The sequence below is a fragment of the Rhodanobacter sp. FW104-R8 genome, from assembly GCF_001617365.1.
In the GTDB taxonomy this organism is placed as follows: domain Bacteria; phylum Pseudomonadota; class Gammaproteobacteria; order Xanthomonadales; family Rhodanobacteraceae; genus Rhodanobacter.
Genome location: NZ_LVJR01000022.1, coordinates 50,311 through 76,643, shown reverse-complemented (window position 1 = coordinate 76,643; position 26,333 = coordinate 50,311). Strand labels below are relative to the sequence as shown.

Genomic DNA, 26,333 nt, shown 5'->3' with positions numbered 1-26,333 from the left:
TCCTGCGCTGACATGGCTACGTACGCGATCGGCGACGTGCAGGGTTGCTACCCCGAACTGCAACGCCTGCTCGACAAGCTGCGCTTCGACCCGGCGCGGGACCGGCTGTGGTTCTGCGGCGACCTGGTCAACCGCGGCGGCCAGTCGCTGGACACGCTGCGGCTGATCCACGGCCTGCGCGAACACAGCGTGGTCACCCTGGGCAACCACGACCTCAGCCTGCTGGCGATCGCCCAGCGCCGGCCCGATGCGCAGGCACGGGTGAATCCCGAGCTGCGCGAGGTGCTGTTCGCCGACGACGCGCCGGTGCTGTTCGAATGGCTGCGTTCGCAGAAGCTGCTGCACCACGACGAACAGCTGAACTGGACCATGGTGCATGCCGGCCTGGCGCCGATGTGGACGCTGCGGCAAGCGCAGCGCGCCGCGCAGGACGTCGAGCGCGAGCTGGCCAGCCCGCGCCATCCGCGGCTGCTGCGCAACCTGTTCGGCAACCGGCCGGCGCTGTGGACGAGCCGCCTGCAGGGACTCGACCGCCAGCGCGCCACCATCAACACGATGACCCGGATGCGCTACTGCGACGTCAACGGCCGCATCGACTTCGAGGCCAAGGGCATGCCCGGCACGCAGAAGCCCGGGTTGTATCCGTGGTTCGAGGTGCCCGGCATGCGCCGCCGCGACACCCGCACCGTCTGCGGCCACTGGTCCACGCTGGGCCGTTTCGCCGGTTGCGGCGTGTACGCGATCGACACCGGCTGCGTATGGGGCGGGCAGCTCACCGCCCTGCAACTGGACGCGGAGGAACCGCGGTACTTCACCGTCGATGCCGAGCCGCACCGTAAACGGCCGCCGGGCGGCGAGGACTGAACAGCGGGAGTGAGCCAAGAGGGGTGAGCAGTGAGGGAAAGCTGCACATCCTTCCCTCTTCTCTCACTCCTCGCTCAGGCCAGTTGGCCGTGGCAGTGCTTGTACTTCTTGCCGGAACCGCACGGGCACGGATCGTTGCGGCCGATCTTGGGACCGTCGTGCTGTGCCGGCTGCTGCGCCAGGCGCATGCCGGCGCTGACTGCCGCCTCCGCCTCGCCGCCGAACGCGCCGGCCGGCGGGGCGCCGCCGCCGGTCGCCTGCATCTGCTTCTGCAGCCGGTCGGCCAGGCGCCGCTGCTCGGCCTCCATCGCGGCGACTTCCTCCTCGCTGCGGATGCGGATGCGCGCCAGCATCTGGGTCACTTCGGCCTTGATCCGGTCCAGCATCGCCGAGAACAGCTTGAACGACTCGCGCTTGAACGCCTGCTTCGGATCCTGCTGCGCATAGCCGACCAGGTAGATGCCCTGGCGCAGGTAGTCCATGCTGGCCAGGTGATCCTTCCAGGCGTTGTCGACCACGGTGAGCATGATGTGCTTTTCCAGCTGGCGCATGGTCTCGGCGCCGATCTGCGCCTCCTTCGCCTGGAACAGCTCGTTCACCGCGCCGCGCACGTGCTCGAGGATCATCCCGGCGTCGATCTCGTGCTGCTGCTCGATCCAGTGCTTGAGGTCGAGCGACAGGCCCAGCTCGCTTTCCAGCTCGCGGTCGAGGCCGGCCAGGTCCCACTGCTCGTCGATGCTGTCTTCCGGCACGTAGGCGCGCACCATCGACTGCACCACGTCGTCGCGGATGTCGGCCACGGTGGCCGAGACGTCGTCGCCGTCGAGCAGTTCGTCGCGCTGGCGGTAGATCACCTTGCGCTGGTCGTTGGCGACGTCGTCGAACTCCAGCAGGTGCTTGCGGATGTCGAAGTTGTGCTGCTCGACCTTGCGCTGCGCCTTCTCGATCTGGCGGCTGATCATGCGGTCTTCCAGCGCGTCGTCGTCCTTCATGCCGAAGCGCTTCATCCATCGCACCAGGCCTTCGCCGCCGAAGATGCGCAGCAGGTTGTCCTCCAGCGACAGGTAGAAGCGCGAGGAGCCCGGATCGCCCTGGCGGCCGGAACGGCCGCGCAGCTGGTTGTCGATGCGCCGCGACTCGTGCCGCTCGGTGCCGATGATGTGCAGGCCGCCGGCGGCGAGCACCTGTTCATGCAGCTTGTTCCACTCCGACTTGACCCGGGCGCGGTCGATCTCGCTGGCGTCCGCCGGCAACGCCGCCAGCGCCGCCTCCAGGCTCCCGCCGAGCACGATGTCGGTGCCGCGGCCGGCCATGTTGGTGGCGATGGTGACCTGGCCGGGGGCGCCGGCCTGGGCCACGATGTGCGCCTCGCGCTCGTGCTGCTTGGCGTTCAGCACCTCGTGCACCACGCCGGCCTTCTTCAGCATCCCGGACAGCAGTTCGGACACCTCGATCGAGGTGGTGCCGACCAGCACCGGCTGGCCACGCTTGTGGCAGTCCTTGATGTCCTCGATCACGGAGCGGTACTTCGGCTCCTGCGAGAGGAAGATCATGTCCGAGTTGTCCTTGCGGATCATCGGCTTGTGGGTGGGGATCACCACCACCTCCAGGCCGTAGATGCTCTGGAACTCGAACGCCTCGGTGTCGGCCGTACCGGTCATGCCGGCCAGCTTCTTGTACATGCGGAACAGGTTCTGGAACGTCACCGTGGCCAGCGTCTGGTTCTCGCGCTGGATCGGCACGCCCTCCTTCGCCTCGACCGCCTGGTGCAGGCCATCGGACCAGCGCCGGCCCGGCAGGGTGCGGCCGGTGAATTCATCGACGATGATCACCTCGCCGTCGCGCACGATGTAGTCCACGTCGCGCTGGTAGATGCCGTTGGCGCGCAGCGCGGCGTTGAGGTGGTGCACCACCGCCAGGTTCTTGGAGTCGTACAGGCCACTGTCCTGCTCGATCACGCCGGCCGCGCGCAGCAGTTCGTCGGCGTGCTGCATGCCCTCCTCGGACAGGTGCACCTGCTTCTGCTTCTCGTCGACCCAGTAGTCGCCGGCGCCGTCTTCCTCGGTCTGGCGGATCATGTGGGGCACGATCCTGTTCACCGCGATGTACAGCTGAGGGGAATCCTCGGCCGGACCGGAGATGATCAGCGGCGTGCGCGCCTCGTCGATCAGGATCGAGTCCACCTCGTCGACGATCGCGTAGTGCAGGCCGCGCTGGTAGCGCTGTTCCTTGCTCAGCGCCATGTTGTCGCGCAGGTAGTCGAAGCCGAATTCGTTGTTGGTGCCGTAGGTGATATCGGCGGCGTAGGCGGCGTGCTTGTCGGCATGGTCCATGCCCGGGTACACCACGCCCACGCTCAGCCCGAGGAAGCCGTACAGCTTGCCCATCTGGGCCGAGTCGCGCCGCGCCAGGTAATCGTTCACGGTCACCACGTGCACGCCCTTGCCGGCCAGTGCATTGAGGTAGACCGGCAGCGTGCCGACCAGGGTCTTGCCCTCGCCGGTGCGCATCTCGGCGATCTTGCCCTGGTGCAGCACCATGCCGCCGATCATCTGCACGTCGTAGTGGCGCATGCCAAGGGTGCGCTTGGCCGCCTCGCGCACCACCGCGAATGCCTCGGGCAGCAGCTTGTCCAGCGACTCGCCGGCGGCGACGCGCTGCTTGAATTCGTCGGTCTTGCCGCGCAGCGCGGCATCGTCCAGCTTCTCGAACTCGGCCTCCAGCGCATTGATGCGGTTGACGCTTCTGGAAAGCTGGCGCAAAACGCGCTCGTTGCGGCTACCAAACAGGCTCGTCAGGGCACGATTGAACATCGATTTTCCGGATTGGGGAACAAGGCGCCCGCCATGAGCACGGGCCAATCGGGCATGTTACTACATGCCATCAGGACGCCGCCCGCGAAGGGACCTTGCGGGAACGGGGAACATGCCGACCCGCCCTGCATGGTGCCGGCCTGGGCCGGATTCAAGGGATATCGCGGCTGGGGAACGACCTCAGCGGCGGTTGCGCACGAACGCCAGCGGATTGACCACGCGGCCGTCGTACCAGACCTCGAAATGCACGTGCGAGCCGGTGGAGCGACCGGTGGACCCGGCCTTGGCGATCACGTCGCCCACCTGCACGTGCTGGCCCGGGCGCACATCCAGCGCGCTGTTGTGCGCATAGCGGGTCATGTAGCCGTTGCCGTGGTCGATCTCGACCACGTCGCCATAGCCGCTGCGCTGGCCCGCGAACGTCACCATGCCCTCGGCCACGGCGTGCACCGGAGTGCCGAACGGGGTGGCGATGTCGATGCCGGTATGTCGCGCCGACCGGCCATCGAACGGATCCGGACGCACCCCGAAATAGGAAGAGATGTAGCCCGGCACCGGCATCCCGGTCGGCTTCAGGTTCGATTCGATCCTGGCGTCCAGCAACAGGCTCTGCAGCGCCGACAGCTGCGCCTGCTGGGTGTCGAACTGGCCCGCCAGCTGGTTGATGCCGCTTTCCAGGGTCGGCGGCAGCGCGTAGGCGACACCGGCGGTGTCCTCCACGCCGCCCACCGCCGGTTGCTGGTCGAAGTTGAACTCGCCGTCGTCGAGCTTGCCGACCTCGGCCAGCCTCTCGCCCAGCGCATTCAGCCGGGTCGACTGGGCCTGCAGCTGCCCGAGCTTCATGGCTAGCGCGTCGAGGTCGCGATGGGCATCCTGGCGCACGCCGGCCAGTTGGGTGTTCTGCTGCCGGATCTGTCTTTGCATGTCGCGAATGTCCGCCAGTGCGCGGTCACGCGGACTGGCCACCAGCAATGCCAGCGCCACCCCGGTACCCATGCAGCCGAGCACGGCCGCCGCTACCGTCGCCAGCAGCTTCCAGCGCAGGCGCCGATCGGCCAGATCGAGGGTTTTCGGCAGTTTTCCGGCGCGTGAGACGAGTATGATTTGCATGACTTTCCAAGATCGAATTCCGGCACCATGCAACGCGCCACCCCGGCCACTTCCCGCCGCGCCGGCAACGGGCCGAAGCCCCTCGCCGAATGCGGCTCCTTCGCGACGCTGGCCCGAAAGGCCGGCGCGCTGGAAGCGCTGGACCGCGCACTGCGCCAGACGTTGCCCTCGCCGTTGCGCGAGCAGGCCAGATTCGCCGACCTGCACAACGACCGCCTCGTCTTCCTGGTGTCTTCACCGGGCTGGGCATCACGCCTGCGCTTGATGCAGACGCAGATCCTTGCCGCCGCGCATGCCATCGGCATACGCGCCAGTTCAGTCACCGTGAAAGTGGCCCCCCAACCACCGGTCGCAACACCGCCGGATCGGTCGAAACCGCTTTCGCCCGCCGCGGCCACCCACCTCAAGGCAGCCGCCGCGTCATTCACAGACCCCGAATTGCGGGCCCTGTTCCTCGAACTGGCGTCCTTCGCCGAAACCGCTGATTCCCCCTCGCCCGGCACGGACTGACTCGCCCCGTCCGGGTGCCGGCGACGGGTTTTATAGCACGGGGTTTGTTAAGACATAACCCGCCTCGTCATGAAGGCGTGAAGCCGAACGCGGGGAAAATGTGATTTGCATCACGAAAACGGCCGTGTCATCCGACACGGCCGTCTTCATGGAGCCCTTGCCCAGCGAAGCGCTGGCCCGGCTCAGGTCGCCTGGGCGGGGTGCGCGTAGGAGATCGGCGAGGTGGCCGGATCGTCCTGGTAGCTGACCTCTTCCCACGCCGTGGCGTCGGCCATCAGCGTGCGCAGCAGCTTGTTGTTGAGCTCGTGGCCGGACTTGTGCGCGTGGTAGGCGCCGATCAGGCTGTGGCCGAGCAGGTACAGGTCGCCGATCGCATCGAGGATCTTGTGCTTGACGAACTCGTCCTCGTAGCGCAGGCCGTCCTCGTTCAACACGCGGTAGTCGTCGAGCACCACGGCGTTGTCCATCGAGCCGCCCAGCGCCAGGTTGTGTTCGCGCAGCATCTCGATGTCGCGCATGAAGCCGAAGGTGCGCGCGCGGCTCACTTCCTTGACGAAGGAGGTGGTGGAGAAGTCGATCTCGGCACGCGAGGTGCGCTGGCTGATGATCGGGTGGTTGAAATCGATCGAGAAGCCGACCTTGAAGCCCTCGAACGGCTCGAAGGCGGCCCATTTGTCGCCTTCCTGCACCTTCACCGGCTTCTTGATGCGAATGAAGCGCTTGGCCACGTTCTGCTCTTCGATGCCCGCGGACTGCAGCAGGAACACGAACGGACCGGCGCTGCCGTCCATGATCGGCACTTCCGGCGCGGACAGGTCCACATAGGCGTTGTCGATGCCCAGGCCAGCCATCGCCGAGAGCAGGTGCTCGACCGTGGAGACGCGCACGTCGCCGTTGACCAGCGTGGTCGACAGCCGGGTATCGCCGACATTGTCCTCGCGGGCGCGGAGGTCCACCGGCGGATCGAGGTCGGTGCGGCGGAACACGATGCCCGTATTCGGCGCCGCGGGACGCAAGGTCATGTACACCTTGTCGCCCGTATGCAGACCCACACCGGTCGCGCGGATGATGTTTTTGAGCGTACGCTGCTTGATCATTGTTGTTGGTACCTGTGTAGGCAGCAGCCAATCAGGGGCGGATGCTAACACAGTTTTAACCTGTGGTGAAAGCAAACCGTACCGTACAGTCTGATTAACCCTTCATGTTTCTTTCATCCTTGAAAGCTTCGTGCGTCCACCGTCGTCTGGTCCGATGAAACCGCTGAATCGACACGACGCCCCGTGCCTGGGACGGGAATCCGGCACGGGACATCGGGCTGCCGGCGCGGACGGAGCCGCGGCAGGCGGCCGTGCGTCATCCCGACGCACAGTCTTGCTGCTGTACCACGATGAACCCCGGCCCGCCCGCGGCCACTCCCTGCATCTCAAGCCTGCCGAGATTTACCGACGATGCCGCCCCGGCTGCAGGCAGCCAACCCGACACGCTGGAAAGAGTGACCAGCCCAACGAGCATTTGTTCAATATTTTCGCATCTCCTTAACCGGTGCAAGTTGTTTGCAAGCCAGCCTCCGTCAGTCGGCCTGGCGACGCAGGAACGCCGGGATGTCCAGGTAGTCGAAGCCCGGCTCGGCGTGCTTCGCCGGCGCCGCGGGTTCCGCACGGCCCTGGCTGACTGCCATGTCGGGCTGGGCGTAGTCGACCACCTCGTTGCCGGTGCCGGTGCGCAGCACCACTGGGCGCGGCCGCATCTGCACCTGCTGGGTCTCGACCATGCGGATCGGCGGATGCTGGCGCGAGGCCATCGCCCGGTTGAGGCCGGTGGCGACCACGGTGACGCGCACGTCGTCCTTCATCTCCGGATCGAGCGAGGTGCCCATCACCACGGTGGCGTCCTCGCTGGCGAAGTCGTGGATGATCCGGCCGATCTCGTCGAACTCGCGCATGGTGAGGTTCGGGCCGGCGGTGACGTTGACCAGGATGCCGCAGGCGCCGTTGAGGTTCACGTCCTCCAGCAACGGGTTCTTGATCGCCGCCTCCGCGGCGGCCTGGGCGCGGTCGTCGCCGCGGGCGGTGCCCGAGCCCATCATCGCCAGGCCCATCTCCGACATCACGGTACGCACGTCGGCGAAGTCGACGTTGATCAGGCCCGGGGCGGTGATCAGGTCGGCGATGCCCTGCACGGCGCCCTGCAGCACGTCGTTGGCGGCCTTGAACGCGTTGAGCAAAGTGACCTCGCGGCCGAGCACGCTGAGCAGCTTCTCGTTCGGCACGGTGATCAGCGAGTCGACGTGCTGCGACAGGTCCTCGATGCCCTTCAGGGCGACCTGCATGCGCCGGCGGCCCTCGAACGGGAACGGCTTGGTCACCACCGCCACGGTGAGGATGCCCTTCTCCTTGGCCAACTGCGCCACCACCGGCGCCGCGCCGGTACCGGTGCCGCCGCCCATGCCGGCGGTGATGAACACCATGTCGGCGCCCTCGAGCATCGCCTCGATCCGCTCGCGATCCTCCAGCGCGGCCTGCCGGCCGACCTCGGGGTTCGCGCCGGCGCCGAGACCCTTGGTCACGTTGCCGCCGAGTTGCAGGTGGGTGCGCGAGCCGCAGCTGTTCATCGCCTGCGCGTCGGTGTTGGCGACGACGAATTCCACGCCCTCGATGTTGGCATTGAGCATGTGCGCCACGGCATTGCCGCCGCCGCCGCCCACGCCGATCACCTTGATGACTGCATTGGGTGCGAGTTTATCGATCAGTTCAAACATTTCCCGTCCTCCGTAGAGTTGTTGTCGTTGTAACCATGGGGGGCGACTCCTGTCGGTCCATGGTGGTGGGCGGATGTCCCTCCACCCGGGGCGGCGCCTCCTGCGCCACCCTGAAACGCGTCACTCAGAAATTCCTGGTGAGCCAGTTGCGCAACTTGCCGACCACGCCGCCGACGCTGCCGCCGATCGGCCCGCCCGCCCGCGTGCCGCCGGCCCGCGCGCCGTGCAGCAGCAGGCCCACGCCAGTGGCGTGCAGCGGACTGGAAACCACTTCGCCGAGGCCGTCGATCTGCTGCGGCACGCCGATGCGCACCATCTTGTGGAAGATCTCCTCGGCCAGCTCCAGCGCGCCTTCCATCTTCGAGGCGCCGCCGGTGAGCACCACGCCGGCGGCGACCAGGCTCTCGTAGCCGGAGCGGCGCAGCTGGTCCTGCACCATCTCGAAGATCTCCTCGTAGCGCGCCTGCACGCTCTGCGCCAGCGACTGCCGCGCCAGCCGGCGCGGCGGGCGATCGCCCACGCTGGGCACCTGGATGGTTTCCTCGGCGTGCGCCAGCCCGGTCTGCGCGCAGGCGTACTTGATCTTGATTTCCTCCGCGTGCGCGGTCGGCGTGTGCACGCCGTAGGCGATGTCGCTGGTGACCTGGTCGCCGCCGACCGGCAGCGAGGCGGTGTAGCGGATCGAGCCCTGGGTATAGATCGCGATGTCGGTGGTGCCCGCGCCGATGTCGACCAGGCACACGCCCAGCTCGCGCTCGTCGTCGGTCAGCACCGCCTTCGCGCTGGCCACCGCCGACGGCACCAGCTCGTCCACGGTGAGGCCGCAACGCTGGATGCACTTGGTGACGTTCTGCACCGCCGCCGCCGCGCCGGTGACCAGGTGCACGTTCGCCTCCAGCCGCACGCCGCTCATGCCGATCGGCGCGCGGATCCCGTCCTGGCCGTCGATGCGGTATTCCTGCGACTCCTTGTAGAGCACCTTGCGGTCGGCCGGGATCGCCACCGCGCTGGCTGCTTCCAGCACCTGTTCCAGGTCGCTGGCGGTTACCTCGCGGTCGCGGATCGCCGCGTTGCCGTGCGAGTTGCGGGTTTCCAGGTGGCTGCCGGAGATCGAGGCGTAGACCGAGCGGATGTCGCAGCCGGCCATCAGCTCGGCTTCCTCCACCGCGCGCTGGATCGAGTGCACGGTCGATTCGATGTCGACCACCGAGCCGCGCTTCATGCCGCGCGAGACGTGGGTGCCGATGCCGATCACGGTGATCGGTTCGCCCGGCTCGTACTCGCCGACGATCGCCACCACCTTCGAGGTGCCGATGTCGAGCCCGACCACCAGTTGCTTGTCGTTGCGCGGCTTCATAGAGAAATGCTCATGAGCGGGGCGAACCTCCCTGATTGGCGGCGGGCGCCTGCGGCCAGCGCACGGCGAATCCATTGGTGTAGCGAAGATCGGCGTAGGCGAAGCCGTCGGTGTGGCCGACGATCAGCTGCGGGTAGACGTCGAGGAAGCGGCGCAGCCGGCGCCCGGCCTGCTCGCGGTCGCCGATCACGATCTGCGCGCCATTCGCGGTGCTCACGCTCCAGCTGCCGCGTTCGGTCAGCGCCACGCCGGTGATCTGCAGATGGGTGCCGGCGAACGCCTTGCGGGTTTCCGCATAGAAGCTGACCACCTCGGCCAGCCGCGCATCCGGCCCGCGCAGGTCCGGCAGCGTGCCGATATCGGCCATGCCCGGTGCGTCGAACACCAGCCCCTGCCGGCTGATCAGCCGCTTGTCGTTCCAGCGGGCGAACGGCTGGCGCTCGTAGATGCGCAACTGCAAGGTGTCCGGCCAGCGCTTGCGCGCCTCGACCGACTCCACCCACGGCAGCGCGGCCACTGCCCTCTGCACCGCGTCGAGATCCAGCGCGAAAAAGCCCTTGCCCAGGCGCGGCCGCACGGCGGCGCGGATGTCGTCCGCGCTGACGTGCTTGAACTCGGCCTGTACCGTCAGCTGGGTCACCGGCCAGCGGCCGGCCGCGAACCAGCCGCGCAGCACGCCGACGATCGGCAGCGCGACCAGCGCGATGGCCAGGCACCAGGCGATGAGGCGGACGGCTCCCTTCACAGGCCCTCCCGGAAACTGGTTTCCAGCACGCGCCAGCACAGCTCCTGGTAGTCGATGCCGGCGACCTTGGCCGCCTTCGGCACCAGCGAGTGCGAGGTCATGCCCGGCGCGGTGTTCACTTCCAGCAGCCAGTTGCGGCCGGCGCGGTCGCGCATCACATCGACGCGGCCCCAGCCGTAGCAGCCCAGCGCATCGAATGCGGCCAGCGCCAGCGCGCGCAGCTCCGTCTCGGCATCGCCTTCCAGGCCGGGGCACAGATAGAGCGTGTCCTCGGCGATGTACTTCGCGTTGTAGTCGTAGAACGCGCCCTTCGGCACGATGTGGATGCTCGGCAGCACCTGGCGGCCGAGGATGCCGACGGTCAGCTCGTCGCCCTCGATCAGGGTTTCCATCAGCAGGTCGCCCGGATATTTCGCGGCCAGCTCGACCGCCTGGTCCAGCTGCGATTCCTCGAACACGCGGGTGACGCCCACGCTGGAACCTTCGCAAGCCGGCTTCACGATCAGCGGGAAACCGACCTCTTTCGCCGCCGCGTGCACATCGGCGCCGCGCGGCAAGGCCACGAACTTCGGCGTCGGCAGGCCCAGCGACTGCCACACGCGCTTGGCGCGGGGCTTGTCCATCGACAACGCCGAGCCAAGCACGCCCGAGCCGGTGTACGGCACGTTCAACGCCTCCAGCGCACCCTGCAGCACGCCGTCCTCGCCGCCGCCGTGCTGGCCGTGCAGGATGTTGAACACGCGCGCAAAGCGGTCGGTGCGCAGCGCGTCGAGCAGTGCCGGGATGCCGTCGACCGCATGCGCGTCCACGCCGCGCGCCTTGAGCGCTTCCAGCACGTTGCGGCCGGAATCCAGCGACACCTCGCGCTCGGCCGAGCTGCCGCCCATCACCACGGCGACCCGGCCGAACTGCGCGGGATCGCTGATTTTGTCCACGGTCACCTTCATGCTCACTTGTGCGTCCTCAGGTTGCCGAGCTGGGCCAGCTCGACCGCCGCCGCGCCGATGTCGCCGGCGCCCAGAAGCAGCAGCAGGTCGCCGTCGCGCAACAGCGCCGGCAGGGTTTCCTTCAGTTCGCGCGGGTGCTCGACCAGCACCGGATCGACCTTGCCGCGCGCGCGCACCGCGCGCGCCAGCGCGCGGCCGTCGGCACCGGCGATCGGTGCCTCGCCGGCCGGGTAGACGTCGGTGAGCACCAGCACGTCGACCTCGGCCAGCACGTTCGCGAAATCGTCCAGCAGGTCGCGCGTGCGGCTGTAGCGGTGCGGCTGGAAACCGACCACCAGGCGGCGCCCGGGCCAGCCGCCACGGGCGGCGGCGAACACGGCCGCCAACTCGCGCGGATGGTGGCCGTAGTCGTCGACCAGCAGCACGCTGCCCTGGTCCAGCGCGATCTCGCCGCGCCGGTGGAAGCGCCGGCCGACGCCCTGGAAGTTGGCCAGCGCACGCGCCAGCGCATCCGCTTCCACGCCCAGCTGCCAGCCGATCGCGGCGGCGGCCAGCGCGTTCAGCACGTTGTGTCGGCCCGGCAGGTTGAGCTTCACCGGTAGCGCTTCGGGCCGCCCCGGCAGCAGCAGCTCGAAGTGCATCTCGAAGCCGTGCTGGCTCACGTTGCGCGCGCGCACGTCGGCGTCGGCGGCGTCGATGCCGTAGGTCATCACGCGGCGCGTGGTGGACTTCGCCAGCGCGGCCACTTCGGGGTCGTCCACGCACAGCACGGCCAGGCCGTAGAACGGCAGCCGGTGCAGGAAGTCGGCGAACGCCTTCTTCACCTCGGCGAAATCGCCGTGGTAGTTCTCCAGGTGATCGGCGTCGATGTTGGTGACCGCGGCGATCACCGGCGACAGCAGCAGGAACGAGCCGTCGGATTCGTCGGCTTCGGCGACCAGATACTGGCCGGTGCCCAGCCGCGCGTTGGCGCCGGCCGCATTGAGCTGGCCGCCGATCACGAAGGTCGGGTCGTAGCCGGCTTCGGCCAGCACGCTGGCGGTGAGGCTGGTGGTGGTGGTCTTGCCGTGGGTGCCGGCGATCGCCACGCCGCGGCGGAAGCGCATCAGCTCGCCCAGCATCTCCGCGCGCGGGATCACCGGGATGCGCGCCTCGCGGGCGGCGAGCAGTTCCGGGTTGTCCTGCCTGATCGCGCTGGAAGTCACCACCACGTCGGCGTCGCCGATGTTTTCCACGGCATGGCCGACGTGCACGTCGATGCCCAGCTGCCGCAGCCGCTGCGCGGTCGGCGAGTTGGCGCGGTCGGAACCGGACACCGCATAGCCGAGGTTGTGCAACACCTCGGCTATGCCGCTCATGCCGACACCGCCGATGCCGATGAAGTGCACCCGGCGGAATGTGCTCATCGGGTCTTCGTGTGCGTGCAGGCGACGCGGCGTCATGCGGCCACCTCCGGGCAGGCGGCTTCAATACATGCGGCAGCAATGACCTGCGCCGCGTCGGGCTTGGCCAGCGTGCGCGCGGCTTCGGCCATCGCCAGCAGGCGGTTGCGGTCACCCAGCAGCGACTCCAGCCGCTGCGCCAGTATCTGTACGTCCAGCTCGTTCTCCTGCATCAGTTCGGCGGCTCCGGCCGCCATCAGTACTTCGGCGTTGCGCGTCTGGTGGTCGTCCACCGCGTACGGGAACGGCACCAGTACGGCGCCCAACCCGGCCGCGGCCAGCTCGGCCAGGGTCAGCGCACCGGCGCGGCAGACCGCCAGGTCGGCCCATCCATACGTGCCGGCCATGTCGTCGATGAACGCCACCACCTGCGCCTCGACGCCGGCCTTCGCATACGCCTCGCGCGCTTCGTCGAGACCGCGGCTGCCGCACTGGTGCAGCACCTCGGGACGCTGCGCCGGGGTCAGTTGGGCCAGCGCCGGCGGCAGCGCCAAGTTCAGCGCGCGCGCGCCCAGGCTGCCGCCCAGCACCAGCAGGCGCGGCCTGCCGTCGCGCCCGGCCATGCGCTCGGCCGGCGGCGGCAGCGCCGCGATCGCCTCGCGCACCGGGTTGCCGACCCACTCGGCCCGTGGCAAGGCATCGGCGAAACCGGCCAGCACGCGCTTCGCCAGCCCGGCCAGCTTGCGGTTGGTGAAGCCGGCCACCCGATTCTGTTCGTGCACCAGCAACGGCCGACGCAGCAGCCACGCGGCGAGTCCGCCGGGGCCGGCCACGTAGCCGCCCATCGACAGCACGCTGCGCGGCTGCACCTTGCGCAGCACGGCCAGCGAGGCGAACAGCGCACGCAGCAGCATCAGCGGCGCCAGCAGCCGGGTCTTAATGCCCTTGCCGCGCAAGCCGCCGACCGCCACCGTGTGCAGCTCGATTCGTTGCGCCGGCACCACCTTCGTTTCCATCCCGCCGACCGCGCCCAGCCACACCACCGGCACGCCCTGCGCGCGCAGGCACTCGGCCACGGCCAGGCCGGGGAAGATGTGCCCGCCGGTGCCGCCGGCCATGATCAGCACGGGCGCTTGCGTGCTCATGCAGCCACCGCCTCGCGCGGCTTCGCCGCGACGTTCGCATCGGCCACGGCCACCGCCGCCGGCATCCGCGTGGCCATCTGCCGCGCGTCCAGCGCGCGATTGATCTCGTAAGTGGCACGCAGCAGCACGCCGGCCATCGCGCAGGTCAGCACCATCGACGAGCCGCCATAGCTGATCAGCGGCAAGGTCAGCCCCTTGGTCGGCAGCGCGCCGAGGTTCACGCCGACCGACACGAACGCCTGCATCGCCAGCATCAGCGAGACGCCGAACGCGACGTAGCCGGCGAAACGCTGGCCCACCTCGACGCCCTTCAGGCCCAGGTACAGGCCGCGCCCCACCGCCAGGCCGAACAGGCCGATCACCAGCACCACGCCGGCCAGGCCCAGCTCCTCGCCGATTACCGCGAAGATGAAATCGGTGTGCGCCTCCGGCAGGTAGGACAGTTTCAGCACGCTGGAACCCAGGCCCACCCCGGTCCACTCGCCGCGGCCGATCGCCATCAGCGACTGGGTCAGCTGGAAGCCGTCGTTGAACGGATCCTTCCACGGGTCCATGAACGAGGTCAGCCGCTTCATGCGGTAGCTCTCACCGGTCGCCGCCACGTACAGCAGCGGCATCAGCGGCAGGCCCATCAGGAACAGGAAGATCGGTCGCGCGCCGCCCAGCCAGACCATCGCGATGGTCACCGCGATCACCAGCGTGGCCGAGCCGAAGTCCGGCTGCGCCAGCAGCAGCAGCACGATCACGCCGGCCACCAGCAGCGGCTTGAACAGGCCGAGGAACCGGGTCTCCACGCTTTCGCGATGGCGCACCAGGTAGCTGGCCACGTAGATCACCAGAATGAGTTTTACCGCCTCGACCGGCTGGAACGTGGTGACCAGCAGGTTCAGCCAGCGCCGCGCGCCGTTGATGCGCATGCCCAGGTGCGGCACGAACACCGCCAGCAGCATCAGGAACGCCAGCGCCAGCAGCGGGAACGCGAACTTCTCCAGCAGCTTCAGTTCGGTGCGCATGGCCAAACCGGCCGCGAACAGGCCCAGGCCGAGGAACAGCAGGTGCTTCTTCAGGAAGTAGAACGCGCCGATGTGCTGGCTGTCGGCCACCGCGATCGAGCTGGACGTCACCATCACCACGCCCACGCTGGCCAGCCCGACCAGCCCGACCAGCAGCCACAGGTCGAAGCTGCCGCGTGGTCCGCTACGGCGTTTGGCCTGGGTGGTGGCGTCGAAGATCGGCATCAGCGCACCTTCAACGTGGCAAGACCGATCAGCACCAGCACCACGCTGATGATCCAGAAGCGCACGATCACCCGCGGCTCCGGCCAGCCCTTCAGTTCGAAGTGGTGGTGGATCGGCGCCATGCGGAACACCCGCTTGCCGGTGAGCTTGAAGCTCGCCACCTGGATCATCACCGACGCGGTTTCCATCACGAACACGCCGCCCATCACCAGCAGCACGACTTCCTGGCGCACGATCACCGCCACGCAGCCCAGCGCCGCGCCCATCGCCAGCGCGCCGACGTCGCCCATGAACACCTGCGCCGGATACGTGTTGAACCACAGGAAGCCGAGCCCCGCCCCGGCCAGCGCGCCGGTGAAGATCGCCAGCTCGCCCGCGCCGGGGATCGAGGGGATGCCCAGGTATTCGGAGAACACCTTGTTGCCGGCCAGGTAGGCGAACACGCCGAGCGCGCCGGAGACCAGCACGGTGGGCATGATCGCCAGGCCGTCCAGGCCGTCGGTGAGGTTCACCGCGTTGGAGAAGCCCACGATCATGAAATAGGTGACCACCACGAAGAACAGCCCCAGCGGCAGCACCACGTGCTTGAACAGCGGCACGTACAGCGCGGTCTCCGCCACCGGCAGGCCGGCGATGCCCGCGTGCGGCGCGCTGTAGTACAGGAACAGCGCCGCGCCGAGGCCGAACACCGACTGCCAGAAATACTTCCAGCGGCTGGCCAGGCCGCGGCTGTCCTTCAGCACCAGCTTGCGGTAGTCGTCGTAGAAGCCGATCGCGCCGAAGCTCAGCAGCACCGCCAGCACCACCCACACGTAGCGGTTGTGCAGGTCGGCCCACAGCAAGGTGGCGACGGTGACCGAGAGCAGGATCATCACGCCGCCCATGGTCGGCGTGCCGGCCTTGACCAGGTGCGTCTGCGGGCCGTCGCTGCGCACCACCTGGCCGGCCTTCAGCGCGGCCAGCCGGTTGATCAGCCACGGCCCGCACAGCAGCGACATCGCCAGCGCGGTGAGCGCGGCCATGATCGTGCGGAAGGTGATGTACTGGAACAGATGCAGCGCGGTGAAATGCCGTGCCATCCAGTCGGCCAGTTCAAGCAGCATCGGATGCACCCCCCTTGTTCTTGCCGGTATGGCCACCGAGCGCTTCCACCACCTGCTCCATGCCGGCCGAGCGCGAGCCCTTCACCAGGCAGGTGACGCCCGCGTGCAGTTGCGCCCGCAACGAGGCGATCAGCGCGGCCTTGTCGTCGAAATGCTCGCCGCCCGCGCCGAACGCCTCGACCGTGGCCGCGCCGAGCGGACCCACCGCGAACAGCCGGTCGACCCCGCGCTCGCGCGCCCGTGCGCCGATGCCGGCATGCAGCGCGCGCGCCTCCGCGCCCAGCTCGGCCATGTCGCCCAGCACCAGCCAGCGTTCGCCGCCGGCCAGCAGCAGGGTGTCGATCGCCGCCGCCATCGAACTGGGGTTCGCGTTGTAGCTGTCGTCGATCAGCGTCCAGCCGCCGGCCGTCACCTCGCGGCGCAGCCGGCCGGCCACGCCGGGCACCTGCTCCAGCCCGGCCACGATGGTGTCCAGCGGCACCGCCAGCGCCAGCGCCACCGCCGTCGCGGCCAGCGCGTTGGCGATGTTGTGGCGGCCGGGCAGCGGCAGCGCCACCTCGGCGTCGCCTTGCGGCGTGCTCAGCACGAAGCGCGAGCCGTCCACGCGCTGCTCGACGATGTCGGCACCGACGTCGGCAGGCCGGTCGAGGCCGAAGCGCAGCACCTTGCGCGCGCCGGCCAGGCCGGTGAAGAAGCTGGCGAACGCGTCGTCGGCGTTGATGATCGCGATGCCGTCGGCCGGCAAGGCCTGGTACAGCGCGCCCTTGGTCTCGGCCACGCCCTCGATGCTGCCCATGCGCGCAAGATGCGCCGGCGCGATGAGCGTGACGAGGCCGATATCTGGCCGTGCGATGGCAGCCAGGTAGGCGATGTCGCCCGGCTTGCCGGCACCCATCTCGAACACCGCGTATTCGGTGTCCTGCGGCATCGCGAGCAGGCTCAGCGGCAAGCCCAGCTCGTTGTTGAAGTTGCCCGCGCTGACATGGGTGCGGCCGTGCCGCACCAGGATCGAGGCAACCAGCGTCTTCACCGTGGTCTTGCCGTTGGAGCCGGTGATGCCGACCACGCGCACGTTGCGCTGCGCGCGCACCGCGCTGGCCAGGTCGCCCAGCGCCAGCTCGGTGTTGTCCACCAGCACCTGCGGCAGCACGCTGTCGACCTTGCGCGTGACCAGCGCAGCGACCGCGCCGCGCGCCGCCGCCTCGGCCAGGTAGTCGTGGCCGTCGACGCGCTCGCCCCTGATCGCCACGAACAGGTCGCCCGGCTGCAGCTTGCGCGTGTCGATGGCGACGCCGGTCACCTCGACGTCGCTGCCGAGCAGGCGGCCGTGGGTCCACAGCGCGATGGCGGCGAGCTGCATCATGGGCGCGCCTCCCCGCCGATCCGTTCCAGCACGGCACGCGCCACCGCCAGATCGTCGAACGGATGCTTGCCGGTGGCACCCTCCTGGTAGGTTTCGTGGCCCTTGCCGGCGATCAGCACCACGTCGCCGGAACGCGCCAGCTGCAGCGCATCGGCGATCGCCGTCGCGCGGTCGCGCTCGACCGCCATCGCGCGCGCCGCGGCCATGCCGGCGACGATCTGCGCCACGATCGCGTCGCCGTCCTCGCCGCGCGGGTTGTCGTCGGTAACGATCGCCACGTCGGCCAGCCGCGCCGCAATCTCGCCCATCAGCGGACGCTTGCCCGCGTCGCGCTCGCCGCCGCAGCCGAACACGCAGATCAGCTTGCCGGCGCAATGCGCGCGCACCGCGGCCAGCGCCTGCTCCAGCGCATCCGGCGTGTGCGCGTAGTCGACCACCACCAGCGGCTGGCCATGCAGGCCGCCAAGCCGGCTCATGCGGCCGTTCACCGGCTGCAGTTGCCCAACCGCCTCGACGATGCGCGCGAACGGCTCGCCCAGCGCGCCGAGGCAGGCCGCCACGGCCAGCAGGTTGGCCACGTTGAAGCGGCCGATCAGGTGGCTGCGCACCGCCCGCGTGCCCCACGGCGTGCGCAGCGTGAACGACAGCCCTTCGGCCGAGGTGGCGATCGCGCCGGCGGCGACTTCCGCCTCGCCGTCGCCGGCCATGCTGAAGCGCAGCCGCTGCACGCCGGGCGGCAGTTGCCCGGCCAGTTCGCGGCCGAACGCATCGTCGATGTTGACCACTGCGCTGCGCAGGCCCGGCCAGGCGAACAGCTTCGCCTTCGCCGCGCCGTAAGCCTCCATGCTGCCGTGGTAGTCCAGGTGGTCGCGGGTGAGGTTGGTGAACACTGCCACCTCGAAATCCACCGCCGCCACGCGGCCCTGCTCCAGCGCGTGCGAGGACACCTCCATCGCCACGTGGCTGGCGCCGGCGTCGCGGAACTCCGCCAGCAGCGCCTGCACGCTGATCGCGTCGGGCGTGGTGCGCTCGCCTTCGCGCAAGCGGCCGTGCACGCCGGCGCCGAGCGTGCCGATCGAGGCCGCGCGATGGCCGAGCAGGGTCAGCGCCTGCGCCAGCAGCTGCACGCACGAAGTCTTGCCGTTGGTGCCGGTGACGCCGACCATCCGCATCGACTCGCTGGGACGCTCGTAGAAGCGTGCGGCGATCTCGCCGACCTGGCCGTGCAGGCCATCGATCCACAGCACCGGCACTTCCAGCGCGGCGACGTCGCCGGCCACCGGCGCCTCGGCCAGCACCACCCGCGCGCCGCGCTGCACCGCGCCCGGGGCGAACGTGATGCCATGGTCCCGGGTGCCGCGCAGGGCGAAGAACGCATCGCCGCGCTGCACCCGGCGCGAATCCAGCGCCAACCCGGAAACCACGATGCGGCCGGCGCCCGGCACGGCGGCGACCTGCGCGTCGGCGATGCCGAGCAGCAGCTGGTCGAGGTGACCGGTGCTCATGGCGTACCCCCGTCGAGCGGCGCGTCGTCGAGCGGCGCATCCGCCGGCGGCTTGCTGCCGACCAGTCCGTCGACGTTCTGCAGCGGGCCGCCCACGTACCAGCGGCCGATATTGTCCGGCGGCACGTCGAGCAGGCGCAGCGCGCCCTCCATCACCTTGGAGAACACCGGCCCGGACACCGTGCCGCCGTAGTAGCTGCCCTTCTGCGGATCGTCGATCACCACCACGCCGACCAGGCGCGGATTCGACGCCGGCACGATGCCGGCGAAGGCCGAGGTGTAATTGCTCTTGGCGTAGCCGCCGACGCTGGCCTTGTGCGCCGTGCCGGTCTTGCCGGCCACGCTGTAGTTGGCGATGCGCGCCAGCGTGCCCGTGCTGCCGGGGCCGGTCACCGTCTCCATCATGCGGATCAGCTGGTTCGCCACTTCCGCCGAGATGATCTGCCTGGCCTCGCTCTCGCCGCCCTTGATGAAGGTGGGGCTGTGCATCACGCCGCCGTCGGCGATGGTAGCGTAGGCATTGGCCAGCTGCAGCACGGTCACGTTGAGGCCGTAGCCGTAGCCGAGGATGGCCTTCTCCAGCGGCCGCCAGTCGCGGCCGATCCGCAGGTGGCCGGACGCCTCGCCGGGAAAGCCGCTCTCGGTGCTGTTGCCCAGGCCGAACGCGCGATAGGTGTCGTACATCAGCGAGGTGTCGAGCTGCATGGCGATGCGCGCGGCGCCCACGTTGCTGGACTTGGTGATCACCCCGGTCGGCGTCAGCAGGCCGTAGTTGTGCGTGTCGTGGATGTCGTGGCCCTGGAAGTACCAGTGGCCGCCGGTGGTGTCGATGATCGGGCTGGTCGGCGTGAACCTGCCGCTGGACAGCGCCGCCGCCATCAGGATGGGCTTCACCGTGGAGCCCGGCTCGAGCACGTCGGTCATCGCCCGGTTGCGGCGCTGGTCCGGCCGGCTGCCGCCGATCGCGTTCGGGTTGTAGGTCGGCAGGTTGGCCATCGCCAGCACTTCGCCGGTCCTGACGTCGAGCACCACCATCGAGCCGGAGCTGGCCTGCGATTTTTCCAGCGCGTTCTTCAGCTCGCTGTAGGCCAGGAACTGGATGCGGCGGTCGATGCTGAGCGTGAGGTTCTGCCCCGGCTTCGGCGCGCGCACCTGCTCGATGTCCTCGACCACGCGGCCCATGCGGTCGCGGATCACCCGCTTCGCGCCCGGCTTGCCGGCCAGCCAGTCGTCGTAGGCCAATTCCAGGCCTTCCTGGCCGCGGTCGTCGATGTTGGTGAAGCCAAGCACGTGCGCGGTCACTTCGCCGGACGGGTAGTAGCGCTTGAACTCGCGCTGGCCGTTGATGCCGGGAATGCCCAGGTCCAGCACGGCCTGCGCCGCGGCCGGCGCCATCTGCCGGCGCAGGTAGACGAACTCGCGGTCGGAGCGCTGCGCCAGCTGCGCCTTCAGGCCGTCCGCATCCACGCCCAGCGCCTGCGCCAGCGCCGGGATGTGCTCGTCGCTGTCCAGCACCTCGGCCGGGTTGGCCCAGATCGACATCATCGGGGTCGATACCGCCAGCGGCTCGCCGTTGCGGTCGAAGATGGTGCCGCGCGACACCGGGATCGGCACCTCGCGCAGGAAGCGGGCGTCGCCCTGCTTCTGGTAGAACTGCTTGCGCACCACCTGCAGGTCGAACGCCCGCGCGATCAGCGCGACCGAGACCAGGCCGAGCAGGCCGACCACCACCACCATGCGCCGGCGCGCGCTGGGGCCGGCGCCGCGGCGGCGGCCGGGCTGGGCGGGTGCGATGCGGTTGCGCCAGCTCATCAGCGCAGCAACCGGATGTCTTGCGGACGCGGATCGATCATGCCCAGCTTCTGCCGGGCCTCGTCGTCGATGCGCCGCGGTTCGGCGTAGGTGGCCTGCTCCAGTTCGAGCTTGCCGTATTCGATGTTCAGCTCGTCGCGCTGGTTCTGCAGCGCGGTCAGGTTGACGAACAGCACGCGGCTCTCGTGGCGCGTCCACACCACGCCGAGCGCGCTGGCCAGCACCGCGACCAGCAGCAGCATCAGGCAGAGGGCGCCGATCGCCTTCATGCGCGCGCTCCCTCGGCAAGCTTCTCCGCCACGCGCAGCACGGCCGAACGCGAACGCGGGTTCGCCGCCTGCTCGGCCGCGGACGGGAACTGCGCCTTGCCGACCGCCGCCAGCCGCGCCGGCGCGGCCGGCACCGGCGGCCCGCGGCGGCTGTTCTGCACGCGGCCGGAGTGGTCGCGGATGAACAGCTTCACCGCGCGGTCTTCCAGCGAATGGAAGCTGATCACCGCCAGCCGGCCGCCGGGCTTGAGCCGTTCCAGCGCCGCGTCCAGCCCCTGCTGCAGGGCATCCAGCTCGCCGTTCACGCGAATGCGCAGCGCCTGGAAGCTGCGCGTGGCCGGGTGCTTGCCCGGCTCGCGCCGGCCGACCACGCGTTCGATCAGCGCGGCCAGCTGGCCGGTGCGGGTGAACGGGGTGGCATCGCGGTCGGCCACGATGGCGCGGGCGATGCGCCGGCTGTGGCGCTCCTCGCCGTAGTGCCACAGCACGTCGGCGATCTCGCGCTCGCCGGCCCGGGCCAGGAAATCCGCGGCGCTCTCGCCCTGGCTGGGGTCCATGCGCATGTCCAGCGGCGCATCGGCCATGAAGCTGAAGCCGCGCGCGGCCTCGTCCAGTTGCGGCGAGGACACGCCCAGGTCGAGCAGCACGCCGTCGAGGCCGGCCGCGGTTTCGTCCCACTCGGCCAGGCTGGAGAAGTTCGCGTGGCGGATCGCCACGCGCGGATCGCCGGCGAACTCGGCCCGCGCGGCGGCGATCGCCGCCGGATCGCGGTCCATCAGCAGTAGGCGGCCGCCGGGGCCGAGGCGCGACAGCACCGCGCGGGCGTGACCGCCGCGACCGAAGGTTCCATCGAGATAGCGCCCGCCAGCCTGCACGGCGAGTCCCTCCACTGCTTCACCCAGCATCACCGGGATGTGCCGCAAAACTTGCTCGGCCATGCCGCACTCCCGCTCCCGTCCCGCCCACATGCCGATCGCGCCTTACAGGCGCAATTCCGCCATTGCCTGTGTGATCTCGCTTTCGCCGATGGTCTGGCGGATCTTCTTGAGGTGCTCCTGTTCGCTCCACAGCTCGAACTTGTCGCCCATGCCCAGCAGCACCGCCCTCTTCTCGATACCGGTGGTGGCGCGCTGGCTGGCCGGCAGCAGGATGCGTGCCGCGCTGTCGGGCTCGACCACGGCGGCCGCACCGACCAGCTTCATCTGCATGTCGCGATGCGCCTTGACCACCTTGGAAAGCGCGTTGACCTGATCGCGCACCAGCTCCCACGCCGCATGCGGGAACAGCCACAGGCAGCCCGGCTCGAACGGGTTGTAGGTGATCACCAGGCGATTGGCGCACTCGCCCGCCACCTGCTCCCGATAGGCGGTCGGGATGGTCAGGCGGCCCTTGTCGTCGATGGTGATGGCGGTTTCGCCCTGGAACACGGTCAGCAGACTCCACTAAAACCCACAATTTCACACTGGAGCCCACGATAATCTCGCCCCATGAGACTGTCAAGGGAAATCGCTTGTGAATCAAGGAGTAAAGGCGGAATGCTGGCCACACGTGCAGCATTTTCTGAGAAACGCCGGCAAGGTGTTTGAAAGCAGGGAATTTTTTATAAATACAAACACGCCGACTTGGCCCCGAACCGGGGGAAATCCCACCGGATCGGCGCCACGATGCCACGCCGGCATGAACCGCCGTTCACGCAGGCGCCTTCATCACCACCGCGACGACGGATCGCAGTGGTGATGAAGGCGAAGAAGAGGTGGAGTCGGCCTGTAAGCCGGGTTCTGTACGCCTTGCGGCGCGACAGTCATTCCTCTCGGCCAGGCGTCGCCGCCTGGCTCCAGCAACCTACCCGGGAACAACGCGGGCCGCGTTATCGTTCCCCTATTTGGTCTTGCTCCGAGTGGGGTTTACCGTGCCGTACGGCGTTAGCCCCGTACGCGGTGCGCTCTTACCGCACCCTTTCACCCTTGCCACGCGCATCCGAAGATGCCGTTCGGCGGTCTGCTCTCTGTTGCACTGGCCGTCAGCTCACGCTGCCCAGGAGTTACCTGGCACTCTGCCCTGCGGAGCCCGGACTTTCCTCGATGCGCTTGCGCGCGACGCGACTGTCCGGCCGACTCCACCGGCAAGGATACAGGAGCGAGGAGTGAGAAGTGAGAGAAAGCCGAGCGAGCGTCTTTAGCGGCTTTTCTCTCGCTTCTCGCTCCTCTTCACTCACTTCTATAAAGATCCTTGCGCGGCGCGCCGCTGATCGCCGCCGCCAGCTTCGCCGCCTTCGCCGGCGGCAGTTCCTCGCGCAGGATCGCGAACACGCGCCGGCCCTCGGCCAGCTTCGCGTCGGCCTCCTCGCCGCGGCCGGCGACCAGGACCACGCATTCGCCGCGCTGCTGGTCGGGATCGGCGGCGACCCGCGCCGCCAGCAACCCCAACGGCTCGCCCAGCACGGTCTCGAACAGCTTGGTCAACTCGCGCGCCAGCACCGCCTCGCGGTCGGCGCCGAACACGTCGCGCATGTCGGCCAGGCTCTCGGCGACGCGGTGCGACGACTCATAGAAGATGACGGTGCGCGCGTCGCCCGCCAGCTCCTGCAGCCGGCTGCGCCGTGCCGCCGCCTTCGGCGGCAGGAAGCCCTCGAACACGAAACGGTCGCTGGGCAGGCCGGCCACCGACAGCGCCGCGATCGCCGCGCAGGCGCCCGGCACCGGAATGCAGCGGATGCCCGCCGCGCGCGCGGCGCGCACCAGCCGGAAACCCGGATCGCTGATCAGCGGCGTGCCCGCATCGGAGATCAGCGCCACCGCGTTGCCGCCCTGCATCCGGCGCACGATCGCCTCCACCGCATCGCGCTCGTTGTGCTCGTGCAGCGCGACCAGCGGCGTGTCGATGTTGTGATGCACCAGCAGCGGCCGGCTGTGGCGGGTGTCCTCGGCGGCGATCACGGCCACCGCGCGCAGGGTCTCGATCGCGCGGGCGGAAAGGTCGTCGCGGTGGCCGATCGGCGTGGCCACCACCCACAAGGAACCGGGCTGAACGGACCCTGATGACATCTGAGAACTCCTGCGCCGTAAGCCGGCAAATCGATCCGCTATGATCGCGCATTGACGACCATGACGAACAAGGGATTTCCCATGCGCTTCATGCGCCACTCGCGCGCCGTCGCGACCGGACTGCTGTTTTCGCTGGTACTGGCCGCCTGCGTGCCCGCAAACGCGCCGCGCTCGCCGGCCGAGATGGCCGCCGCGCAGGGTGCCGAGGCGCTGGCCCGGCAGGGACAGTACGACCAGGCCGCACAGGCCTACCTCAACCTGGCCACGCAATCGGGCGGGCACGCCGACAGCTACCGCCTGCTGGCCGCCGAGGCATGGCGCGAGGAAGGCCAGCTTGCCCGCGCCGCCCCGGTACTGGACGGCATCAAGCGCCAGCGCCTGAGCGGCGATGAACCGTTGCGGCTGGACCTGCTGCGCGCCGAGCTGGCGCTCGACCGGCACGACACGGCCACCGCGCTGCGCCTCACCACCCAGCCGAACGTGGCGGTGCCCGCCCCGCTGCAGCTGCGCCTGCTGGAGTGGCGCGCCCGCGCGATGGCGGCCAGCGGCGACCCCTGGGGCGCCGCCCGCACCCGCGTGCAGATGGATGACCAGCTGAGCGGCTTCGACCACGCGCAGAACCGCCAGCAGATTCTCGCACTGCTCGGCCAGGTCGGCGTCGACCCGCTCAAGCAGCGCGCCGCCGCCATGCATCGCGGCGACCGCATGCTGCCGTGGGTCAACGAGGCGCTGAGCCGGCTCGGCATCGCCGTGGCCCAGCCGCCGCCGGAACTGCAGCAGCCGGTCGGCACCCTGCTGCCCGGCGCCGATGCGAACGTGCGCGAAGGCTACAAGGTACCCGCCCAGATCGCCCTGCTGCTGCCCAACGACGGCAGCTACGCGGCCGCCAGCACGGCGATCCGCGAAGGTTTCTTCGCGGCCTACATCGACGCCGGGCGCAACCGTGCGCCGCGCCCGTCGGTGCGCGTCTACGACAGCCAGGGCACCGCCGACGGCGCGGTCAGAGCCTACCGCCAGGCGGCCAGCGATGGCGCCAGGCTGGTGGTCGGCCCGCTGACCCGCGGCGAGGTCGCGGCCATCTTCAGCCAGCCGACCCTGCCGGTGCCGCTGCTCGCGCTGAACCACCCCGACGACAAGCAGCTGCCCAGCGGCGAGGCCAGCGAGTTCGGCCTGCTGCCGGAAAGCGAGGGCGCCCAGGCCGCCGACCACATGGTCGAGCGCGGCCTGCGCCGGGTCTACGCGGTGATTTCCACCGACGATTTCGCGCAGCGTGCGGCCAGCGCCTTCAAGGCCGAGCTGGCCGCCCGCGGCGGCGAACTCGCCGGCACGATCACCCTGCCGCCGGGCGCCACCAACTACGCCAGCCTCATCGCCGACCTGCACCTTCCCGCCGGCGCACCCGCCCCGGCCGCTCCCGCCGAGCCTGCGGCGGCCAGCGCCCCGGCCACGGGCGGCGCAACGGGCGACAGCGGCATCTTCATCAGCATGCGCCCGGCCCAGGCGCGCCTGCTGCTGCCGCAGTTGCGCATCGCGCGGGTCGAGCTGCCGGTGATCGCCACCTCGCACGTCTACGAAGGCAGCGACGACGCTTCGTCCAACCGCGACCTGGACGGCGTGGAATTCTGCGACGCGCCGTGGCTGTTCAACGCCCAGCCGGGCCTGCCGAACCGCGACGAGATCGCCGCCCGCCTGCCCGCCGCCCACGGCGGCGCCGCGCGGCTGTTCGCATTCGGCATGGACGCCTGGAACCTGGTGCCGTACCTGGAATGGCTGCGCGCCCACCCGGGCAGTTACGTGCCTGGCGCCAGCGGCCAGCTCACCGCCGACCAGTTCGGCCGGGTACGCCGCGTGCTGATCTGGGCCCAGTTCCAGGACGGCCTGGCCCGTCCGCTGGGCGGCAGCCTGCAACTGGACGACGTGCCGTCGAACGCGCCGCCCGCCGCCTCGCCCGCGCCGGCCAGCCCGTCATCCAGCGGCGGCAGCTTCCAGTCCGTCCCGGGCTGATGCGCGCCGCCGGCGACGATTTCGAGCAGCGCGCCTGCGCCGAACTGGAACGCGCCGGCCTGACGCTGCTGGCGCGCAACTACACCACCCGCCACGGCGAGCTGGACCTGGTGATGCGCGACGGCGATGCCGTGGTATTCGTCGAAGTGCGCTACCGCAAGAGCGCCAGCCACGGCGACGCCGCCAGCTCGGTCACCCCGGCCAAGCAGGCCAAACTGATCCTTGCCGCGCAACACTGGCTCGCCGCGCACCCGCAGCACGCGCGGCGAGCCTGTCGCTTCGACGTGGTCAGCTACGACGGACCGGCCGCCGCGGTGCGCATGCAGTGGCTGCGTGGCGCATTCGAGGCGTGCTGAATACCCGCC

Annotated in this window: 22 protein-coding genes and 1 other RNA gene; 4 read left to right on the top strand and 19 right to left on the bottom strand. The window is 69.5% G+C overall.

The window, feature by feature from the left end; genetic code table 11:
- The first annotated feature begins 12 nt into the window (after nucleotides 1–12).
- Entirely contained in the window at nucleotides 13–864 is an 852-nt protein-coding gene (locus tag RHOFW104R8_RS06410; RefSeq protein WP_068090233.1) for a symmetrical bis(5'-nucleosyl)-tetraphosphatase, read from the top strand.
- Nucleotides 865–938: 74 nt separating this feature from the next.
- Here the strand turns inward: RHOFW104R8_RS06410 and secA are convergent, their stop codons facing one another.
- Together secA and RHOFW104R8_RS06400 are read right to left on the bottom strand one after the other, a co-directional pair.
- Nucleotides 939–3,677: a preprotein translocase subunit SecA gene (gene secA / locus RHOFW104R8_RS06405; RefSeq protein ID WP_068090231.1), complete on the bottom strand. Its 2,739-nt coding sequence runs from the start codon at nucleotides 3,675–3,677 to the stop codon at nucleotides 939–941.
- 180 nt (nucleotides 3,678–3,857) lie between these two features.
- Complete coding sequence (locus tag RHOFW104R8_RS06400) at nucleotides 3,858–4,787, bottom strand: M23 family metallopeptidase (protein ID WP_068090229.1); 930 nt, start codon at nucleotides 4,785–4,787, stop codon at nucleotides 3,858–3,860.
- Between the two features lie 27 nt (nucleotides 4,788–4,814).
- On the opposite strand from RHOFW104R8_RS06400, the gene RHOFW104R8_RS06395 reads away from it, so the two are divergent.
- Nucleotides 4,815–5,297: a DUF721 domain-containing protein gene (locus tag RHOFW104R8_RS06395; protein WP_068090227.1), complete on the top strand. Its 483-nt coding sequence runs from the start codon at nucleotides 4,815–4,817 to the stop codon at nucleotides 5,295–5,297.
- A gap of 182 nt (nucleotides 5,298–5,479) precedes the next feature.
- Here RHOFW104R8_RS06395 and lpxC read toward each other — a convergent pair whose 3' ends face one another.
- The 17 genes from lpxC to rsmI form a co-directional block, all read right to left on the bottom strand.
- Nucleotides 5,480–6,394: a UDP-3-O-acyl-N-acetylglucosamine deacetylase gene (lpxC, locus tag RHOFW104R8_RS06390; protein ID WP_068090225.1), complete on the bottom strand. Its 915-nt coding sequence runs from the start codon at nucleotides 6,392–6,394 to the stop codon at nucleotides 5,480–5,482.
- Nucleotides 6,395–6,867: 473 nt separating this feature from the next.
- A complete protein-coding gene (gene ftsZ / locus RHOFW104R8_RS06385; protein ID WP_068090223.1) occupies nucleotides 6,868–8,055 on the bottom strand; it encodes a cell division protein FtsZ in 1,188 nt (395 codons plus the stop codon).
- Nucleotides 8,056–8,179: 124 nt separating this feature from the next.
- A complete protein-coding gene (gene ftsA, locus RHOFW104R8_RS06380; protein ID WP_068090221.1) occupies nucleotides 8,180–9,412 on the bottom strand; it encodes a cell division protein FtsA in 1,233 nt (410 codons plus the stop codon).
- Nucleotides 9,413–9,422: 10 nt separating this feature from the next.
- The gene (locus RHOFW104R8_RS06375; RefSeq protein ID WP_068090219.1) at nucleotides 9,423–10,157 is read right to left on the bottom strand and encodes a cell division protein FtsQ/DivIB; all 735 of its coding nucleotides are present in this window, start codon (nucleotides 10,155–10,157) and stop codon (nucleotides 9,423–9,425) included.
- Complete coding sequence (locus RHOFW104R8_RS06370) at nucleotides 10,154–11,104, bottom strand: D-alanine--D-alanine ligase (RefSeq protein WP_201028702.1); 951 nt, start codon at nucleotides 11,102–11,104, stop codon at nucleotides 10,154–10,156. The genes RHOFW104R8_RS06375 and RHOFW104R8_RS06370 overlap by 4 nt, the downstream gene beginning before the upstream one ends.
- Before the next feature lie 2 nt (nucleotides 11,105–11,106).
- Nucleotides 11,107–12,546 (bottom strand): UDP-N-acetylmuramate--L-alanine ligase, encoded by a 1,440-nt coding sequence (murC, locus tag RHOFW104R8_RS06365; protein ID WP_068090215.1) that lies wholly within the window; start codon nucleotides 12,544–12,546, stop codon nucleotides 11,107–11,109.
- Nucleotides 12,543–13,631, bottom strand: coding sequence for an undecaprenyldiphospho-muramoylpentapeptide beta-N-acetylglucosaminyltransferase (murG, locus tag RHOFW104R8_RS06360; RefSeq protein ID WP_068090213.1), 1,089 nt, complete (start codon nucleotides 13,629–13,631; stop codon nucleotides 12,543–12,545). Before murG ends, murC begins: the two co-directional genes overlap by 4 nt.
- Nucleotides 13,628–14,869, bottom strand: coding sequence for a putative lipid II flippase FtsW (gene ftsW, locus RHOFW104R8_RS06355; RefSeq protein WP_068090211.1), 1,242 nt, complete (start codon nucleotides 14,867–14,869; stop codon nucleotides 13,628–13,630). Before ftsW ends, murG begins: the two co-directional genes overlap by 4 nt.
- Nucleotides 14,869–15,972, bottom strand: a complete 1,104-nt coding sequence (gene mraY / locus RHOFW104R8_RS06350) for a phospho-N-acetylmuramoyl-pentapeptide-transferase (RefSeq protein ID WP_068090209.1) — start codon at nucleotides 15,970–15,972, stop codon at nucleotides 14,869–14,871. The genes ftsW and mraY overlap by 1 nt, the downstream gene beginning before the upstream one ends.
- On the bottom strand, nucleotides 15,962–17,335 hold the full coding sequence (murF, locus tag RHOFW104R8_RS06345; protein WP_068090207.1) for a UDP-N-acetylmuramoyl-tripeptide--D-alanyl-D-alanine ligase: 1,374 nt from the start codon (nucleotides 17,333–17,335) through the stop codon (nucleotides 15,962–15,964). Before murF ends, mraY begins: the two co-directional genes overlap by 11 nt.
- A complete protein-coding gene (locus RHOFW104R8_RS06340; RefSeq protein WP_068090205.1) occupies nucleotides 17,332–18,840 on the bottom strand; it encodes a UDP-N-acetylmuramoyl-L-alanyl-D-glutamate--2,6-diaminopimelate ligase in 1,509 nt (502 codons plus the stop codon). Before RHOFW104R8_RS06340 ends, murF begins: the two co-directional genes overlap by 4 nt.
- Complete coding sequence (locus tag RHOFW104R8_RS06335) at nucleotides 18,837–20,651, bottom strand: penicillin-binding protein 2 (protein ID WP_068090203.1); 1,815 nt, start codon at nucleotides 20,649–20,651, stop codon at nucleotides 18,837–18,839. The genes RHOFW104R8_RS06340 and RHOFW104R8_RS06335 overlap by 4 nt, the downstream gene beginning before the upstream one ends.
- Nucleotides 20,651–20,911 carry a cell division protein FtsL gene (gene ftsL / locus RHOFW104R8_RS06330; protein WP_201028701.1) on the bottom strand — a complete coding sequence of 87 codons (261 nt, stop codon included), beginning with the start codon at nucleotides 20,909–20,911 and terminating at the stop codon, nucleotides 20,651–20,653. The genes RHOFW104R8_RS06335 and ftsL overlap by 1 nt, the downstream gene beginning before the upstream one ends.
- A gap of 5 nt (nucleotides 20,912–20,916) precedes the next feature.
- Nucleotides 20,917–21,858, bottom strand: coding sequence for a 16S rRNA (cytosine(1402)-N(4))-methyltransferase RsmH (rsmH, locus tag RHOFW104R8_RS06325; RefSeq protein ID WP_068090198.1), 942 nt, complete (start codon nucleotides 21,856–21,858; stop codon nucleotides 20,917–20,919).
- A gap of 42 nt (nucleotides 21,859–21,900) precedes the next feature.
- Nucleotides 21,901–22,347 carry a division/cell wall cluster transcriptional repressor MraZ gene (gene mraZ, locus RHOFW104R8_RS06320; RefSeq protein WP_068090196.1) on the bottom strand — a complete coding sequence of 149 codons (447 nt, stop codon included), beginning with the start codon at nucleotides 22,345–22,347 and terminating at the stop codon, nucleotides 21,901–21,903.
- A gap of 324 nt (nucleotides 22,348–22,671) precedes the next feature.
- Nucleotides 22,672–23,038: RNase P RNA component class A (rnpB, locus tag RHOFW104R8_RS06315), an RNA gene on the bottom strand.
- An 89-nt stretch (nucleotides 23,039–23,127) separates the two neighbouring features.
- The gene (rsmI, locus tag RHOFW104R8_RS06310) at nucleotides 23,128–23,964 is read right to left on the bottom strand and encodes a 16S rRNA (cytidine(1402)-2'-O)-methyltransferase (RefSeq protein WP_068090193.1); all 837 of its coding nucleotides are present in this window, start codon (nucleotides 23,962–23,964) and stop codon (nucleotides 23,128–23,130) included.
- Between the two features lie 81 nt (nucleotides 23,965–24,045).
- Here rsmI and RHOFW104R8_RS06305 point away from each other — a divergent pair, with 81 nt between their 5' ends.
- Both RHOFW104R8_RS06305 and RHOFW104R8_RS06300 read left to right on the top strand, forming a co-directional pair.
- Nucleotides 24,046–25,968, top strand: a complete 1,923-nt coding sequence (locus RHOFW104R8_RS06305) for a penicillin-binding protein activator (protein WP_068090191.1) — start codon at nucleotides 24,046–24,048, stop codon at nucleotides 25,966–25,968.
- Entirely contained in the window at nucleotides 25,968–26,324 is a 357-nt protein-coding gene (locus RHOFW104R8_RS06300) for a YraN family protein (protein WP_068090189.1), read from the top strand. The genes RHOFW104R8_RS06305 and RHOFW104R8_RS06300 overlap by 1 nt, the downstream gene beginning before the upstream one ends.
- Nucleotides 26,325–26,333: the final 9 nt, after the last annotated feature.

Coding starts and splice junctions, on each gene's coding strand:
- mraY (WP_068090209.1), bottom strand. CDS start 15,972: ATGCTGCTTGAACTGGCCGACTGGATGGCACGGCATTTCACCGCGCTG.
- ftsA (WP_068090221.1), bottom strand. CDS start 9,412: ATGAAGCCGCGCAACGACAAGCAACTGGTGGTCGGGCTCGACATCGGC.
- murF (WP_068090207.1), bottom strand. CDS start 17,335: ATGATGCAGCTCGCCGCCATCGCGCTGTGGACCCACGGCCGCCTGCTC.
- RHOFW104R8_RS06400 (WP_068090229.1), bottom strand. CDS start 4,787: ATGCAAATCATACTCGTCTCACGCGCCGGAAAACTGCCGAAAACCCTC.
- ftsW (WP_068090211.1), bottom strand. CDS start 14,869: ATGCCGATCTTCGACGCCACCACCCAGGCCAAACGCCGTAGCGGACCA.
- RHOFW104R8_RS06370 (WP_201028702.1), bottom strand. CDS start 11,104: ATGAAGGTGACCGTGGACAAAATCAGCGATCCCGCGCAGTTCGGCCGG.
- secA (WP_068090231.1), bottom strand. CDS start 3,677: ATGTTCAATCGTGCCCTGACGAGCCTGTTTGGTAGCCGCAACGAGCGC.
- RHOFW104R8_RS06300 (WP_068090189.1), top strand. CDS start 25,968: ATGCGCGCCGCCGGCGACGATTTCGAGCAGCGCGCCTGCGCCGAACTG.
- RHOFW104R8_RS06340 (WP_068090205.1), bottom strand. CDS start 18,840: ATGAGCACCGGTCACCTCGACCAGCTGCTGCTCGGCATCGCCGACGCG.
- rsmH (WP_068090198.1), bottom strand. CDS start 21,858: ATGGCCGAGCAAGTTTTGCGGCACATCCCGGTGATGCTGGGTGAAGCA.
- lpxC (WP_068090225.1), bottom strand. CDS start 6,394: ATGATCAAGCAGCGTACGCTCAAAAACATCATCCGCGCGACCGGTGTG.
- RHOFW104R8_RS06335 (WP_068090203.1), bottom strand. CDS start 20,651: ATGAGCTGGCGCAACCGCATCGCACCCGCCCAGCCCGGCCGCCGCCGC.
- ftsZ (WP_068090223.1), bottom strand. CDS start 8,055: ATGTTTGAACTGATCGATAAACTCGCACCCAATGCAGTCATCAAGGTG.
- RHOFW104R8_RS06395 (WP_068090227.1), top strand. CDS start 4,815: ATGCAACGCGCCACCCCGGCCACTTCCCGCCGCGCCGGCAACGGGCCG.
- murG (WP_068090213.1), bottom strand. CDS start 13,631: ATGAGCACGCAAGCGCCCGTGCTGATCATGGCCGGCGGCACCGGCGGG.
- RHOFW104R8_RS06410 (WP_068090233.1), top strand. CDS start 13: ATGGCTACGTACGCGATCGGCGACGTGCAGGGTTGCTACCCCGAACTG.
- murC (WP_068090215.1), bottom strand. CDS start 12,546: ATGACGCCGCGTCGCCTGCACGCACACGAAGACCCGATGAGCACATTC.
- RHOFW104R8_RS06305 (WP_068090191.1), top strand. CDS start 24,046: ATGCGCTTCATGCGCCACTCGCGCGCCGTCGCGACCGGACTGCTGTTT.
- rsmI (WP_068090193.1), bottom strand. CDS start 23,964: ATGTCATCAGGGTCCGTTCAGCCCGGTTCCTTGTGGGTGGTGGCCACG.